Origin of the sequence: Paenibacillus sp. Y5S-9 (assembly GCF_036894235.1) — a bacterium.
GTDB lineage: Bacteria > Bacillota > Bacilli > Paenibacillales > Paenibacillaceae > Paenibacillus.
Map to the genome: position 1 here is coordinate 3937239 of NZ_CP145887.1, position 16133 is coordinate 3953371.

A 16133-nucleotide genomic window follows, 5' to 3' on the forward strand; every position below is an offset into this window, starting at 1 on the left:
CTCCGTTCATACAACTTAGGACAGCCGGAGTCTTGACCCGTCTCCTGTAATGTATATGCACGTAAACAAAGAACTTGTTATCCGGATTGAAATCGAACGGTGTGAGGGGAAAACCCTCCGGCAGAATACCGAAGGGTTGCCTCATACGAAAATAAGTACTATTTCATTATCTAATATTCTACTGCCTAGCAACCATGTTTTACTTAAAGGTTGTTGCAAATCGTTGATCCGACAATATAACCTGATTAACCTGTCCCTCTTTTGTCAGCATGAACGATGCACGATAGATAGCCAAATCATCTTTTTCCGCTTGCAGCGACTTCTCATCCAGGAATGTTTCCTTCTGAATATGATAGGCATAATCGATATTACGTTCAGATTCGACCAAAACATGTTCCTTGCCATACAGATCGAGAATCTCTTGATGTGTCATCCCCGCCTCTGCCCCGCGAGCCGTCTTAAAGTACCCTTTCGAGTCCTTATTCAAGATGATACTAACGACTTTGGCATCCCTATAACCAATCGTGATCCCGTTATTGTATTGATAGGATTGACCCACACCGGTTGATGTTCCCTGACCGAGGATTTTCTCCGCTTCTTCCTGACTCATTCCATACGCAATCTTATCCTCACTGTCGGTTTTCGTCACAGCCAGATCCTGTTCTGAAAATTCGTTTGGATTGAATTTGCTATTGCTGCAAGCCGTGATCATGATTAATAATAATGCCGCAACAACCCATGTTATTTTTCTCCAGTGTCCATTCTTCATGTACTCACCTCTGAGGTTTTTCCAATATTTTATCATATTAACAACTGAAAAAATAATTAGTGGTGACGTTTTCACCATTCCTCACAAAACAAAAAGGGTATCCGATATGTAGTTACTCCTGTACCATTATCCGCTCCAACTGAGATAACAGCTTCAAGGAAATACTGTTATCTCAGTTCAAGCAAACCCATGTTACCATTGTGGATGCATATTTAATAAAGCTGAGGACAATTAGCCTAGCCTATTACCGGATTCACGCTAATTGTGTGATCACAAGATGTGCCGATACAGGTCTAGTTCCGCCTGCAAGTGGCGTAATTGTTAATGCAGTAGCATTACCAGCCGGGTTCCGCACGGTCAGAATAGAATTAATTACGGTTGTCTGCACCAAAGCCATACCAACAATCTGAGACGTTCCCGTTGCTCGCCCAACTACTGTGGGAGCCAGATCTGCCCCATTGAGGGTTAAGATTAGTTGACCCGCTTCATCGATGCTCACTTGGAACAAAATCTGATACGTACCAATAGCTGCCAGATTGAAGGAACTAGGACCCGTGCGTGAGATAGTTGTTCCACTTGTTGGCCCATCCTGAGGGAAGCTTACATCTGTACCGGGAGCAACCGTTGCTGCATTATCAGGTGGCATCAGCGCGAAAAAGTCAGCGAATCCCAGTACGCTTCCGGCTGCTCCTGTTGCACCTGTAGCTCCCGTGGCTCCAGCAGGACCCGCTACTCCTGTCGCACCTGTCGGGCCTACTGCTCCAGCAGTACCTGCCGCTCCTGTTGCACCGGCTGGGCCTGCCGGGCCTACTGCTCCAGCGGGTCCTACCGCTCCTGCTGCACCGGCCGGGCCTGCCGGGCCTACTGCTCCTGCAGCTCCTGTCGCACCCGTCGGCCCAACAGCTCCAGGAAAACCTTGAGGCCCAATTGCTCCAGCAGGTCCGGGATTACCTTGCGGACCTTGTGGCCCTACAGCCCCTGCTTCTCCCGGAATCCCCTGTGCTCCCATAGGTCCAGCAGGTCCGACCGGACCTTGAGAGCCTACCGCTCCAGCAGGACCAGGCTGTCCCTGAGGTCCTTGTGGTCCAGGTGGCCCCCCCGCTGGTCCTTGAGCTCCAGGTGGCCCTTCAACCCCTTGTCTACCTGGAATACCTTGTACGCCCTGTACGCCTTGTATACCTTGGGGTCCTGTTGGGCCAACAACAGTAGGGGTAGATATATTCACTTCTGGAGGCGGACATTTTACTCGAACAAACTTTTTGACCACTTTTAATCGGCGTTCTTTTCTTTTAACTTTACACGGATGTAATATTGCCTTTTTTCTCTTCATACGTTTCTTCACTTCTGAATGACTCACAGTGTGGACACCTCCCTATAGACATGGTTTAACGTACGTATGTAGATGAAAAGATGCGTGGACGAACAACCATTTTAACTAAAAAACTCCGCTAATTATCTGGTAAAACAATAAAATCAGTAGCAACTGCCTATACGTTTGATCTATTTTGTTCATAACCATTAATTGAGTCGAGCTGGTTTACGTAACGATAGTTGTTCAAAAAAACTCATGCCATTTGGGCATGAGTTGCTTGATTTAACCATGCAGACTTTCCGAATAAAGCAGATTAGTTCGTTTAAAGCAAATATATCTTGTCCCTTGAAAGAGGACCGTCTTAAATCTGCGTCGGATGGACGACGATATATGAATTTTGACAAAAGGGCAACCATGACCTCCATAACATGTTGAGTTCACTAATGCTGATTTTTCGATTGTAATATTCTTCATCACAATTAATCTTGTGGTCTAACGATTCTGCCAAGTAAAAATGTGTTTCATCATAGCCAACGACGGGAACAAAATGCAAATAACGTTGTTTGGGATGTACTCTAATAAATAAAATAACAGGCACACCCTGGCTGATCTGTCTTTTCAACGTATTCTCATTACCACGTAAGTACATTACCTGATATCCTAGCTTCCTAAAAAAAACAACGACCGCTTTGGGATATACGGTTCCATCCAGTAATTTGCGAGGATAGGTTTTATAAATCTTTGTTCCGTTGGACTCCACCCCGAAATGTCTCAAGACAAACGCACTGGAAAATGCAGCGCATTCGTAGTTTTTCTGAATATCCAACCGATTTGAAGATTGAATGTAATATGTGCTCGGCACATTGACTGTGTACATGCGATCTTTCTTAGGAAAACTGAAATACAGGGAGATCACCCAGAGAATAATCAACCAAAGTAATACATTGAGAAACAATTCGTGACCTCCTTCGTCTCATCAAGATGACGTACTCTACCGTTTAAGTATGCCATTCACTAGACAATAAACTATAAGTCACAATATTCTCATAATGATCATAGACCCATTGAGCTTCTCTGGATGTACCCTCATTTGTAAATCCGATTTTCTCAGGTATTGCTCTGCTTTTAAAATTGTTTTCTGCACATTGAATGATTACACGATTTAACTTCAACTCGTTAAAGAGATATTTAAGCAATTGTTCTATTGATTTGGTGATGATTCCTTTGCCCTGTGCTGACTCAGCTAAAAAATATCCAATGCTCGTTGCTCTATTGTTCCAATCAATATAATGCAATCCTAACATCCCAACCAATTGTCCATTGAACCATATTCCGGAATCAAAACCGTTCCTCTCTTCATAATTATGTGTCCATACTTCTATTACAGAATCTAAATCGCTGGGCGATTGTCGTTTATCAACCCAGAGTAACCACGCTCTCAAGTACTTTCTATTCTCATCAATTAAGGCATACAACTCATCTCTATCTCGAGATTGGATCAGCTTTAATACAATAGATTCATTCACTTGAAAAGGCAGCATCATGTTCCTCCACTCAATCTAACTATCAGGTTATTTTAGGTGTTCATTCCTCGCACCAGTTCTTTAAAACCCATTCTTTAACTTGTTCAGCTACTCCCACTGCTGTAAGTTCTGTCGTATCAATTGTTTGCATTGGCGGGTCAAACGCAGTTTCCGAATTCTGGAGTAACCAATTTGCAAAATTCTTGTGATCTTCAACCAGGTTCTCGTCTTAAACGCGTCTCGCGTGTAACATCGTCACAATGTAAATTCATATATAGAATTCGATCAACTCGATCTATGTAATCGGATGATGTAATATTTTCCGGCACCATCGTTCCGCATAAAACAGTCCCTCGTCCACTTAGCGATATGTTATACGCAATCCTCAACCAATTCTCTTTGGCAATCTGCCAATCCACGTTATCGATGATATCCATATCAAAGACGTCAAATTCGGGAAGTTGCTTGCGAACAAGCGAAGAGATCGTTGTTTTTCCTGTTCCACTTGCGCCTGTCACTACAAAAAGCGGTAATTTTCTCATAACAAGCCCCTTTAGTTAAAATAAATTTTGATTTATTACGTTCTCCATTGATCTGCTTTTAAGCCATAAATAATCCTGTTTAAATATGCACCATTAATATATTCGTAATCTCTTAATTCACCTTCACGTTGAAAGCCTAATTTTTCAGGAATTGCGCGGCTTTTGAAGTTGTCTGTTGCTATGCCAATTTCAACTTTATTTAATTCAAGTTCATCAAATGCGTGAGCAATTAACACTTTAATCGATTTTGTAATAAGTCCCCTACCCTCATATTCCTGACCTAGCCAATATCCTATTTCAGTCTTCTTGTTTTCTTGATCAATGTATAAGTATCCAATAGAACCAGCAAGCTCGTCTCCGCACCAGATTCCTAACCAATAACCATCATCTTGAGCATAGCGTATACGTGTTCCCTTGATGAAATTTCTTGAATCATCTTCTGTTAATGTCATACTGGGGAACTTCAACCACGCTCCTATATGATCCCTGTTTCGATCGATCAAATTATATAATTGGGGTGCATCTTTCATTGCCAATAGCGATATATAGGTAGCAGTATCCATTTGATATTTAAACATAACCCACTCTCCGATTCATTTCATTTAATCACCACTTATCTATCTTTGATAAGCTTTTCATAGCAAGTATGGAAGTAATATTAGAACCCCCCCTTGAATAAGGCCATATTCGGCTTTATTCCTAGACCCATGTCTATGATGAATCTGCGATCAAAGGTAATAATAGGGAGACACAATAATATGTACCACGCTTCTAGGGAACTTTTAAATATTATTCTTATCACTGAACTCAATGCAAAAAGGTTGCATCTCAGGGTTTAAGCAATATTCTATTCTTTCTCTGAAGTTTTTCCATTCGACTTTTAAAATGGCTTCTTCAATCGGAAAGAAACCAGACTCTAAGCTCTCCGTTGATGTGATTAATTCTCCTCCTAATGGTTTGGCTAGAAATAATGTGTTACATATTGAATTCTCGATATTTTGAAATATTCCACAGAATTTGATGATTTCGATGTCGATTCCGGACTCCTCTTTTGTTTCTCTGATTGCAGCTTGACTTAGAGATTCTCCTTCTTCCACTTGACCACCTGGCATTTCCCATCCTCTTCGTGGTCCTCTAATAAGTAATAATTCATTTTGTTCGTTGATCACAATTGCAGCGGCAGATAAGATATGTTTTGGAGGGCTCATTTATTCGACTCCTTCTAAAGAGATTGGATATGCGTTTGAGTAATATGATTTACAGCCATACTAAAAGAAATTATATATCCCGTCTTCATAATAACTGTATTCTTCATCCGTTATTCTTAACTTTCCGTACCCGTTATAAAATATTTCTCTATCTCTTTCATTATCAAACGCGTTCTGTTTCGGTCTAATGGCTAATGCTACATCATATCTTGGATCGCCATAAGCGGCACCTGCCCAGTCAATAACTCCAACAATATTGCAATCATTAACTAGCACATATCTATAGTAAAATCTCCATGAATGAAAGTGTTATCTATTGGTTTTGGTCTTGCTTCTTTCAACTGTTGAAGTAGTTCTGCTGATCCGTCTACAGCAAAGTGAGTAAGATTATATTCTGCTTTATTAAGCATTGTCTCTAACCAAGGAGTGTCATTGTTCAATAATTCAACAGGACAAGAGCATTCATGTATTTTCTTTAAACAAAGCCCAAAGTTAAAAATCGCTTTTTCTTTACTTTGGAGGTCAGGCATCGTAGAGAGAATTCTCTTAAACTTATTCCGTCGATATAATCCATCAGAAGCCATCTCGATGTGTCCTCAATATGAAATAAATATGCCTTTGGAACAGGGAGTCCCGTATGGTAAAGGTATTGGAGCACCTTATATTCATCTAATAACCATTCATTATAAAGATCGTTTTCTGTCTTCTTGATGACGTACTTTTGATCAAACGTATCCAGTATAGCCACAGTAGAAGTATGACCTTGCTTAGGAAAAGTGATTTTCTGGACTTCCCCTATATGTTCTTTTATTTCAATTGGGAGATCTTGAATATTCATAGTTTTATTCTTTCTGCTATTTCAGACCTTTATCACGAATTCCACATTTTGAGTGATTTACCTTAATTATTTATATAATAACCCATACTGCAATATTTGCGTAGTACATTTAAAAGCGCATACATTTCTCTCCAAATCAAAAAGAACCCTCCCGCAGGAGCGTTCTCTGTGAATGATCCGTGAATCATAAGCCTATGCGTACATCAAGTCCATAAACCCGCGAGTTACTTCTCCACCTTCGGCTGGTTCGGGCTGGTCTGCCTGAGCGTGTTCTGCCATGCAAGCCTTCACCGCTTCCTCTGTTGTACAACGATTGGCATCGTCACATGTGTAGCATAATTGAAGCATATATCTGGTTAAATCGTCCGCCTGCGTGAATTGAGTCTGACCGTTGGTTCTCATCTTCATCACTCCTTCTCTTGTTGAGTTAAATATATCACCTTTTAACAGATTAAATTGTGATTTATTTCACAAACTAAACAAAAAAAGAAAAGGAACCCTCTGGCTCCTCACTTTCCTTATCTATTCACATCTACAACACTCTACTTTTAAAGCACTTTCCAATGTACACCACCGTCCACCGTTTGCAATAACAACGATCTTTTAGCATCTGTATTTTCAACCAGTATCCAGCCAAGCTTGGAGGTAACCATCTGCATCTTCACAATTTCAGGATAGTCTTCGAGAATTTTCTCCAGTACACTACTTGAAGGAAGAGCGCTCCATGTTTTTCCCGCATCCTTGGTGTAGTAGGTTATGCCCTTTTGCATCGCCCAACCTTCTAAAGCGTTCAGAAATACCGGTGAAAGGTTACGATTCGGACCCGTTTGTTTGTTTAAAGTGAAATTGGACAGCTTCCAGCTCTTTCCTCCATCGGTGGTAAAGAATCCATTGAATGTCGTGCTCTCCCCTTGGGAACAGGACATTGATATCCAGGCTGACTGCGCTTCACGTCCAAAAAATTGTGGTGAACTAACACTGAAATTACCACACCCGTTGAATTTGTTTCGATCAAAAAAGGATGGTCCAGTATCCCAGTTCTCTCCGCCGTCTGATGTTACATACAACTTCGGTGTACCGAACTCAAGCGCTGTTAAGAAACCATGCTTTGGATCCGAGAAAGTCATCCCCGTTGTGTATCCACGTTTGGAAATCTCTTCTGCTTCCTGTTTGCCGTCTTCATCACTGGATGACATGCGGTTCCAAGTGATTCCACCGTCCTCGGTGAAGTAAAGTTTCTTGTCCTGTTTACCAATAGCGGTATCAACCGTGGTGAGAATCCAGCCTTTCTCAGGAGATACAAATGAGATCGCGGTCACTTTATCCGTTTTGGACAGAGAAGACAGGCTCCAAGTTACGCCCCCATTGTTGGTGCGAAGCACCATGGTATCTGTTCCACCCATGCCTTCACGAACAATCCAACCATGTGCACGATCTACAAAATAAATGCTTTGTCCATATTTAGGGTTAGCCGGAAATTGTACATTTTCCGAAGGTGAAATATTGGTCCAGGTCTTTCCCTGATCCTGAGTGTAGTACAGACGCAGCGCATTCCGCGTCACACCCCACGCCAATCCTCCGTTGTCATTGAGCAACTGAAAATCGGTCAAACGGGTCTGTATTTGGTACTTGGCCATATCTGCAGCTTCTGTACTGTTCACAGGGGGAACGACAGTTAATGTCTGCCCTGTATTCCCGGCGTCCTCCTGCTGCTGCGGAGGTTCTGCTACCGGAGGTTGATCTGAGTCGGTGCATGCAGCCAATAAAGCTGCTATACCTATAGACAGCAATGCTGTCTGCGCGATTTTAATCCATTGCGAACGCAAGTGGGTTCCACCTCTCTCATCCAATATACAGGCGCGCATGCCTGTCCTATGGCGTTTTATTTACGATTCATCAGAATCCACTGCTCCTATTCTACCACAAACCTTATGTAAAAGGCTCATTGGCTACGTATGCGCTGCCCGCTCCCTTTTTCCAGCTGATGCTCTAGGCTAGATGTCGCACATTTATTACCATTAATTTTATCCTAAACTGTTTTTCGACGGAATAATTGGTAAAAAGACATGAAATGTGAACTATTTTATAGACAACACTCGCTTTATACTCTCTAATCCCTTAATATGGATGGGAGTATAACCCAAAAAGGAGAGGATATGAACATGACAAATAGTGCAGCTCTGAAACCAAGTCGTGTCGTGATTGTAGGCATGGGTGCGGTGGGAACAACAACGGGATACACGCTAATGTTGAGACAGCGTTCGTCCGAGTTGGTATTTGTGGATGTGAATCATGATAAAGCAACAGGAGAAATGCTCGATATGAACCACGGTCTTCCATTTACGGGAGGCGTGAAAGTATGGGCTGGCGATTATTCCGACTGCAAAGATGCAGATATCATTATTATTACAGCGGGTGCTTCCCAGAAGCCGGGCGAAACCCGGATTGATCTGCTGAAGAAAAATGCAAGCATTTTCAAAGATATCATTGAACGTATTACTGAAGTGAATTCTCATGGTATTTTACTGATTGCAACCAATCCTGTAGATATTTTGTCCTATACTTCATGGAAACAAAGTGGATGGCCTGCTTCCCGTGTCATCGGTTCAGGTACATTGCTCGACAGCGCACGTTTCCGTTACCTGATTGGTAAGAATAAAGGGATCGACCCGCGTAGTATTCACGCACATATTATTGGTGAGCATGGAGATTCCGAAGTACCGGTATGGAGCCTGGCTAACGTTGCAGGAACAGATCTGGAATTGGATGAAGAAACACAACAGGATATCTTCGACCGTACCAAAAATGCAGCGTATGAGATTATTAATGCCAAAGGAGCAACTTCCTATGCAATCGCACTTGCTCTGGACCGCATTGTAGCTGCAATTCTCGGCAACGAAGGCTCCGTTCTGAACGTATCCACGTTGCTTGAAGATTACAATGGCGTATCGGATGTTTATCTGGGTGTTCCATGTGTAGTCGATCGCAACGGTGTGCGCGAGATTCTGCCTCTTCCGTTGAATGAATCCGAGAAAGTGGCTTTCCAGGCATCTGCTAACAAATTAAAAGAACAGATCGCTGGATTGGAGTAATCCACGTATAAAAAATAACCACCTGTATTCCTGTATTAAGGAGTATTCAGGTGGTTATTTTTTTTCTAATTTTTATTTAGTTTACATAACATTTATTCCGTCAATTCTAATCTTTGAACATTTTTTTGATTTCTGGATTTTGAATCATTCAATGTCTACAGCTACAGGGTATTACTAATTACTAATTACCAACTCTCAGTTACTCTAAATACCACATCAACTGTGTTCGAGCCTGGACCACCAATATTCGATACGGCTAAAGTTACAACCTGATTTTCCGGAAGAGTGAAATCCAAAAGTTCTGAAGAGGCCAATATTTTGGTATTCCCTGCTCCCCCTCCTGTAATGCCTTGAAACACCACTTCTCCACCTGTAATTGTTGTAGAGGTATTGTTGACTAGTAGTGCGGTCTCGCTATCAGGAATAATCGTTGTAGCTGTGGGAAAATTAACAAAAGCTCCATTTAACGTCCCTCCCACAAGCACTTGGTAACTTAGATCTACGGATGAAATAACATTGATTTCTTCCAAATTCACCTGAACCGAATTCGTTCTAGCCGAACCCGCTGGAAACACAGCTTTTCTTGTAAATGAAATTACGGGTGTTAACGTTGATGTAACATTTGTTATTCTTCTTCTTTCGGAAGTGACTCTATAGGTTGGTTCATATTTGCCGATAATACTATATTGTCTTCCACCCACAAATATACTATAAGCAGCACCGGTTCCATTATTAGCAACTTGTGCTCTTAACGGAAGATTTGGATCAACAAAGCTTGTTTGCCCTGTTGGGGAGAATCGATGAACGGTAATTACCTCTTGGGCTAACGTTACGGGATCAGGGATAACCACTCTAAATTCAATCACTCCGTAACCATACCATGTAAACACAATTTGGTATATGTTCCCTTTTGATAAGTTTAGTGTAGCTCCGCTTGGTCCTGTCCCGTTTAATGGATCTACATTCCATAAGCTTTGAGGAACTGTCGTATCAACTCCTGCTCTACGCACGGTTACAAACACCGTAGTACTGTTCACTCCAAAAAAGGCTCCGTTTTGAGTATCAAATAATCCCCATTGCGCCACTTGGTTACCTATTGGCAGAGAAGGAATTCGAACCCCTATCCCCGCCTCTCCTGCATAACCCGGTTCATATCGTCCTCGCAATACACTTTCTAAAATGGCTGAGTCTACGCCACTGGCAGTGTTGCTCAAATTATACTCAGTCGCGTTATTTGTAACCGTGCCAGCACCAGTAGTCGTAACTGCATCTCTAAGGATCGATAAACCATACACAGAGGTTAGCTCCACAATTGGAGTTTTTTGTGCTACACGCAACTCATCGAATTGCGAACTGACATTTGGCCCAATATTGGAGATGATAATATCTGACAATGTTTCTCCTCCTTTGCAGAAAGAGGGAGAAGAAGTAAATATTCTTCTCCCCGCTTTTATTAACTACCATTCTTCAGTGACACTAAAGGTTGCGGTGACAGAATTCGTACCACCACTTAAGTTAGCTACAGCCAGCGTGACAAATTCAGTGTCTGGTAATTGAAAATCCAATAATGACGCAGAAGCTAAAATTCTGGCACTGCCTTCTACGCCAGCTGCTAAGCCTTGTAGTAGTACCTGACCTCCAGTAATTGTCGTTAGCGTGCTATTTACTAACAGACCTGTCTCCGAGTTTGGAATATTCGTCGTTGCCGTTGGATACGTCGCAAAGGCTCCATTAATGGTTCCGCCTAATATGATCTGGTAGTATATATCGTCTGAGGTTACAAGGTCGATCCCTTCAAGTTTTACACTGACTGAATTCGTTCGGCCTGAACCTGCCGGGAAAGTTGCTTTTCTTTGGAAGGACAAAATTGGTGTAAGAGTCCCGGTTGCAGTTACGGTTCTTCTTTCAGAAGTAATTCTGAATACCGGACTATATCTGCCCACAATGCTATATTGTCTTCCTCCAACAAATAAATTAAGTGCAGATGCTGTTCCATTATTCGAGATTTCAGCACGAAGAGGAAGATTAGGGTCGGCCAAGCTTGTTTGCCCGCTTGGTGAGAATCGTTGAACGGTAATTACTTCCTGCGCTAAAGTCGTAGGATCAGGAATAACAACTCTAAACTCAATGACCCCATAACCGTACCAAGTAAATAAAATTTGAAATATATTCCCCTTAGCCAGACTAAGTGTAGCTCCGCTAGGACCGGTTCCATCTAATTTATCAACGTTCCAGGAAGCTTGAGGAATAATCGTGTCAGTTCCTGCTCTTCTGACTGCTACAAAAATTCCGTTTGCCACACTCTGGCCAAAAAACAAACCATTTTGGTCATCAAAAAGTCCCCATCTTACCACTTGTGTTCCTGTAGGGGCAACAGGCAATCGCACACCGATTCCCGCTTCTCCAGCATACCCTGACTCATACCTTCCCCGTTCTGAGCTTTGAAGTATTGCCGTATCTGCTCCAGATGCTGTCGTGGTTAGTTGAAACTCTGTGTTGTTGGTTCCAACCGTTGCAGCACCCAAAGTAGAGACGATGTCTCTTAGATTAGATAGGCCATATACCGAAGTTAATTCAATAATCGGTGTTTTTTCACTTGTTCTTAATTCACTAAATTCAGAACTAACATTTGGGCCTACTCCCACTATAGTTACGGTAGGGTCTACTGTACCAGTAGCTCCAGTTTCACCGGTTGCTCCAGTTACACCAGTATTTCCGGTTACACCAGTAACTCCAGTGACTCCTGTTGTACCAGTTACTCCAGTATCTCCAATTGCACCAGTCACTCCAGTCACTCCGGTAACTCCAGTTGCTCCAGTTACACCAGTTTCACCAGTTACTCCTGTTGCCCCAGTTGCTCCTGTGGCTCCAGTTTCTCCAGTTACTCCAGTGGTTCCTGTTGCTCCAGTTTCACCAGTTACTCCAGTAGCTCCAGTTACTCCGGTAACTCCAGTTACTCCAGTAGCTCCAGTTTCACCAGTTACTCCGGTTACACCAGTTACTCCAGTTACTCCAGTAACTCCGGTAACTCCAGTTACTCCAGTAACTCCGGTAACTCCAGTTACTCCTGTTGCCCCAGTTGCTCCTGTGGCTCCTGTTGCTCCAGTTACACCAGTTACTCCAGTAGCTCCAGTTACTCCGGTAACTCCAGTTACTCCTGTTGCCCCAGTTGCTCCTGTGGCTCCAGTTGCTCCGGTTACTCCAGTTACTCCAGTTGCTCCAGTTGCTCCAGTTTCACCAGTTACTCCAGTAGCTCCAGTTACTCCGGTAACTCCAGTTACTCCTGTTGCCCCAGTTGCTCCTGTGGCTCCAGTTGCTCCGGTTACTCCAGTTACTCCAGTTGCTCCAGTTGCTCCAGTTTCACCAGTTGCTCCAGTTGCTCCAGTTACTCCGGTAACTCCAGTTACTCCTGTTGCCCCAGTTGCTCCTGTGGCTCCTGTTGCTCCAGTTACTCCAGTGGTTCCAGTTGCTCCAGTTTCACCAGTTACTCCAGTAGCTCCAGTTACTCCGGTAACTCCAGTTACTCCTGTTGCCCCAGTTGCTCCTGTGGCTCCAGTTGCTCCGGTTACTCCAGTTACTCCAGTTGCTCCAGTTGCTCCAGTTTCACCAGTTACTCCGGTTACTCCAGTTACTCCGGTAACTCCAGTTACTCCTGTTGCCCCAGTTGCTCCTGTGGCTCCAGATTCTCCAGTGGTTCCTGTTGCTCCAGTTACACCAGTAACTCCAGTGACTCCAGTGACTCCTGTTGTACCAGTTACTCCTGTATCTCCAGTTGCCCCAGTCACTCCAGTCGCACCAATAACTCCAGTTACTCCAGTTACTCCGGTTACACCAGTTGCACCAGTCACCCCTGTAACTCCCGTGGACTCGTTTGCACCTAACAGTTCTGAAGATACAATACGATGGGGTGTTACAAGTTGCCCGGCAGAATTTTTTCCCCAAACTGATATTTCTACTTGCTGCTCTGCGAGACCACTTGTTGTAAAGATAAATTCAAATACATCCAGGTTTGCAAAGTAGTTCTTCGTTATTGCTTGATTCGGATTTATACTAATAAGTTCAAGTGCGTATAGAGTTCTGATTCCATTCAGATAATAACCTTGAATTAAGATACTCGCATTATTGACCAGATCTCTATTATCGATCTTAATCGTCAACTGTTGTGTTGGCCTTACGCCACTAACTGGATTATTCTCAATCGGTCCAGTTGATAAAGTAGCCATGTTATCCCCTCCCCTCACATGCAGTTTAATCTTTGGCATCCCCTAACTTCTTTACATAAAGTATTCCAATTCATGCCAGGGGTGAGAGGTATCGCATAATTCAGTATTTGAGAACTCAAAAAGCCTGTCACTTGGACAGGCTTCTCTAAATCTAATTATTCAATAGCTAATTGTTCAACCCAAATGCGGGAAGTTTAACGTCCAGCAGAGCCATAGCCTCTTCTTTCTCCCTACTGGTGACATGTGTATACACCGTTGTTGTTTGAATCGATGCATGACCGAGCAGCTCCTGCACCGTGCGCAGATCTGCTCCCCGCCGTAACATCATCGTTGCGAAGGAGTGACGTAGCTTATGACTGGAGTAGTTTTGACGTTGATTCGCCGGTGAATCCTGCTGGAAGCGTTCAAAGGTTTCCGTAGATATGAGCTGGATACTTCGAATCGACAGTCTCTTCCCTTTTTGCGAGACAAATAGTGCTTCCTCTTTCGGTCGCCAAGGATCCAGACGCTCAGCCATCGCTTGAGATAACACGTTTGCCACAGTCTCCGGTACAGGAAGCGAGCGCCATTTCCGACCTTTACCGAATACATCCAATGTACGCCGCTCCGCGTTATAGTCTTTGCAATCCAGAGCATGCACTTCTCCAACCCGTAATCCCATATATCCCATCAGCAGAAAAACAGCCAAATTACGTGTACGATACTTGCCTTCTACCGACTTCAGAAAACGTGTCAACCCACTTTCATCAAGGAAAACGGGCGCACGGTTTTTCTCGGTTTTGGATTTTTTGATCCCAAACGCCGGATTATTGGTTAACAATTCTAGTTCAATGAGGGACTTGTAAAAACAGTTCACCGCCGCATGTTTGCGATTTCTCGTGGCATCACTAACCCCACGCTCCCGCGCGCGGGACAGAAATGACAACACATGCAGCTTTTTGACCTGCTCCAGTGACTTTCCTTGAATGGAGACCAGGAATTCCACCACGTCACCCGTGTATGATTTTACCGTATGGCCTGTATATCCGGCGTCCTTCATCCATATGTGAAATGCTTCTAGCTCGTCCGCATATTGCTCCTGGATCTCCTCGGTCATCATCTGTCTACGTCACCTCGATTGGGTTAAAATTGACTAAGATTATTTACACGGGCACTGCGATGACAGAACAACACCTTCCAATCGCTGTTATCCCCAGATTTTTCTGATTCCCTTTTCTCAAGGGGAAAATCCGTGGATAAAGGCGAAGCGTATGCTTCCGAAGTAGCTTTCTTGCAGAAAGCTGTTAGCTTCGCTTTTTCAGGTTCTTTCTGTCCTCTCCGTTTTCGTTTAAATGATTAGTTCAATTTATATATTTATTATAAAACAGTGCTCTACGCTTCATCCACAATGACAACGTCAATCAGCGGAATGATCGCTTCGGGTTTGCCTTGACTACGGGTAAGTACAAACGATGGCAATGGATTCTCGTGCAGTCCATTCACGGATTCACAGATCTGAGTATACAGATCCATATGCAACGTCTCACCTTCACCAGCCACATCAATAACAGGCCAATCGTTCTGAACGCAAGCAGGCCAGTAAGCCAGTTCGTTCGCCGGCACAATGCTTAATTGTTGAATGGACGGATCAATACGGTAGATCCCTTGCCGTTCAGGTACATCGTCCAGCTTGTCCACAGCAAGTATTCGAGCAGACTGCTCATCTGGTGCAGAATAGAGTGAATAACACCACGGAGTCACGCCCCAGGCAATCGCCATCAGCCCCTTTTCCAGCAACGTATCCGACAGTTCCCCTTCCGCAAATTTTTCGATCAGATTATGGTTACCTGGTCCGATCAGTTCCTCCACACGCTCAGCGAGTCGAGGCAGGTCAGCGAGAATAAATCCTCCTCTCCCGTAGGAGTCAAACACATGATGGTTTCTGCTCCACACAGCTTGAGATGGTGAACTCAACGACGCTGCTTCTGCCGGGAAAAGCGATATATATACAGTGATAACTTGCGCGTACTTAACCATTGCAAGCTGTTCAGGTTCGAGTGCACCTTCAGCAATACGAGGTGTTTTCATATGCAGGGAGATTCGAAGTTCGTATTCCCCTTCTGCAAATGCTGACCAACCCAGATCAACAGGCTGTTCAACCCCCTCAATAGAAACAATGGAGATTGTGCTATCCGGTTTCAGGTTAACAGCATACTGCACGTATGCTAGCTCCTGACCATAGATGATATTGGCATCCTGACGATTGACGGGTGAATCCAACTGTTGTGCAATGACAGATACCTTACGTCCATCCTTCAGAAGGTGCTGCGGATCAATATCCAACTGCAATTCGTCTTCAATTCCTGGTTGTGAAACAAGTAATTTCGCCTCTGTGAGTACGGCTGAGTCAGCCAGAGCAAACCCAAAAGCTGCATTTTGATGATCTGAATTCGTATGTAATGGTGTGTTCATGATACATCCCCTCTCTTATGTCTGATGGCATGTCACATCCCCAAATATATTTCATATTTGTCTTAGCCGCAACCCCGACTCCTTGATTAAGTTGGTTACGCCCCTTATTACTTACCCATATATGAAGAAAATTCCAACCTTCCCCTGCTGTTATCATCCTTTATCTTTCTATATA

General features: G+C 43.5%; 15 protein-coding genes. 1 reads left to right on the plus strand and 14 read right to left on the minus strand.

Annotated features, from left to right (window positions below):
* Positions 1 to 199: 199 nt before the first annotated feature.
* From V6669_RS17310 to V6669_RS17355, 10 genes are all read right to left on the minus strand, one after another.
* Complete coding sequence (locus V6669_RS17310; RefSeq protein WP_338587166.1) at positions 200 to 769, minus strand: hypothetical protein; 570 nt, start codon at positions 767 to 769, stop codon at positions 200 to 202.
* Positions 770 to 1022: 253 nt separating this feature from the next.
* Positions 1023 to 2126, minus strand: a complete 1104-nt coding sequence (locus V6669_RS17315) for a collagen-like protein (protein ID WP_338587167.1) — start codon at positions 2124 to 2126, stop codon at positions 1023 to 1025.
* A gap of 316 nt (positions 2127 to 2442) precedes the next feature.
* Positions 2443 to 3036 (minus strand): C39 family peptidase, encoded by a 594-nt coding sequence (locus tag V6669_RS17320; protein ID WP_338587168.1) that lies wholly within the window; start codon positions 3034 to 3036, stop codon positions 2443 to 2445.
* A gap of 43 nt (positions 3037 to 3079) precedes the next feature.
* Positions 3080 to 3625, minus strand: coding sequence for a GNAT family protein (locus tag V6669_RS17325; RefSeq protein WP_338587169.1), 546 nt, complete (start codon positions 3623 to 3625; stop codon positions 3080 to 3082).
* Positions 3626 to 3816: 191 nt separating this feature from the next.
* A complete protein-coding gene (locus tag V6669_RS17330) occupies positions 3817 to 4146 on the minus strand; it encodes a hypothetical protein (protein ID WP_338587170.1) in 330 nt (109 codons plus the stop codon).
* A 35-nt stretch (positions 4147 to 4181) separates the two neighbouring features.
* Positions 4182 to 4724 carry a GNAT family protein gene (locus V6669_RS17335; RefSeq protein ID WP_338587172.1) on the minus strand — a complete coding sequence of 181 codons (543 nt, stop codon included), beginning with the start codon at positions 4722 to 4724 and terminating at the stop codon, positions 4182 to 4184.
* Between the two features lie 204 nt (positions 4725 to 4928).
* Positions 4929 to 5354 carry an NUDIX hydrolase gene (locus V6669_RS17340; protein ID WP_338587173.1) on the minus strand — a complete coding sequence of 142 codons (426 nt, stop codon included), beginning with the start codon at positions 5352 to 5354 and terminating at the stop codon, positions 4929 to 4931.
* A 269-nt stretch (positions 5355 to 5623) separates the two neighbouring features.
* Positions 5624 to 5938: a hypothetical protein gene (locus tag V6669_RS17345; protein ID WP_338587174.1), complete on the minus strand. Its 315-nt coding sequence runs from the start codon at positions 5936 to 5938 to the stop codon at positions 5624 to 5626.
* A gap of 446 nt (positions 5939 to 6384) precedes the next feature.
* On the minus strand, positions 6385 to 6594 hold the full coding sequence (locus tag V6669_RS17350) for a hypothetical protein (RefSeq protein ID WP_338587175.1): 210 nt from the start codon (positions 6592 to 6594) through the stop codon (positions 6385 to 6387).
* A gap of 146 nt (positions 6595 to 6740) precedes the next feature.
* Positions 6741 to 8018: a hypothetical protein gene (locus V6669_RS17355; RefSeq protein WP_338587176.1), complete on the minus strand. Its 1278-nt coding sequence runs from the start codon at positions 8016 to 8018 to the stop codon at positions 6741 to 6743.
* Between the two features lie 336 nt (positions 8019 to 8354).
* On the opposite strand from V6669_RS17355, the gene V6669_RS17360 reads away from it, so the two are divergent.
* The gene (locus V6669_RS17360; protein WP_338587177.1) at positions 8355 to 9284 is read left to right on the plus strand and encodes an L-lactate dehydrogenase; all 930 of its coding nucleotides are present in this window, start codon (positions 8355 to 8357) and stop codon (positions 9282 to 9284) included.
* A gap of 185 nt (positions 9285 to 9469) precedes the next feature.
* On the opposite strand, the gene V6669_RS17365 is transcribed toward V6669_RS17360, so the two are convergent.
* The 4 genes from V6669_RS17365 to V6669_RS17380 all read right to left on the minus strand — a co-directional run bounded on the left by V6669_RS17365 (position 9470) and on the right by V6669_RS17380 (position 15958).
* Positions 9470 to 10678, minus strand: coding sequence for a hypothetical protein (locus V6669_RS17365; RefSeq protein ID WP_338587178.1), 1209 nt, complete (start codon positions 10676 to 10678; stop codon positions 9470 to 9472).
* Between the two features lie 63 nt (positions 10679 to 10741).
* Positions 10742 to 13507, minus strand: coding sequence for a hypothetical protein (locus V6669_RS17370; RefSeq protein WP_338587179.1), 2766 nt, complete (start codon positions 13505 to 13507; stop codon positions 10742 to 10744).
* Positions 13508 to 13673: 166 nt separating this feature from the next.
* Positions 13674 to 14606 carry a tyrosine-type recombinase/integrase gene (locus tag V6669_RS17375; RefSeq protein ID WP_338587180.1) on the minus strand — a complete coding sequence of 311 codons (933 nt, stop codon included), beginning with the start codon at positions 14604 to 14606 and terminating at the stop codon, positions 13674 to 13676.
* Between the two features lie 272 nt (positions 14607 to 14878).
* Positions 14879 to 15958 carry a hypothetical protein gene (locus V6669_RS17380; protein WP_338587182.1) on the minus strand — a complete coding sequence of 360 codons (1080 nt, stop codon included), beginning with the start codon at positions 15956 to 15958 and terminating at the stop codon, positions 14879 to 14881.
* Positions 15959 to 16133: the final 175 nt, after the last annotated feature.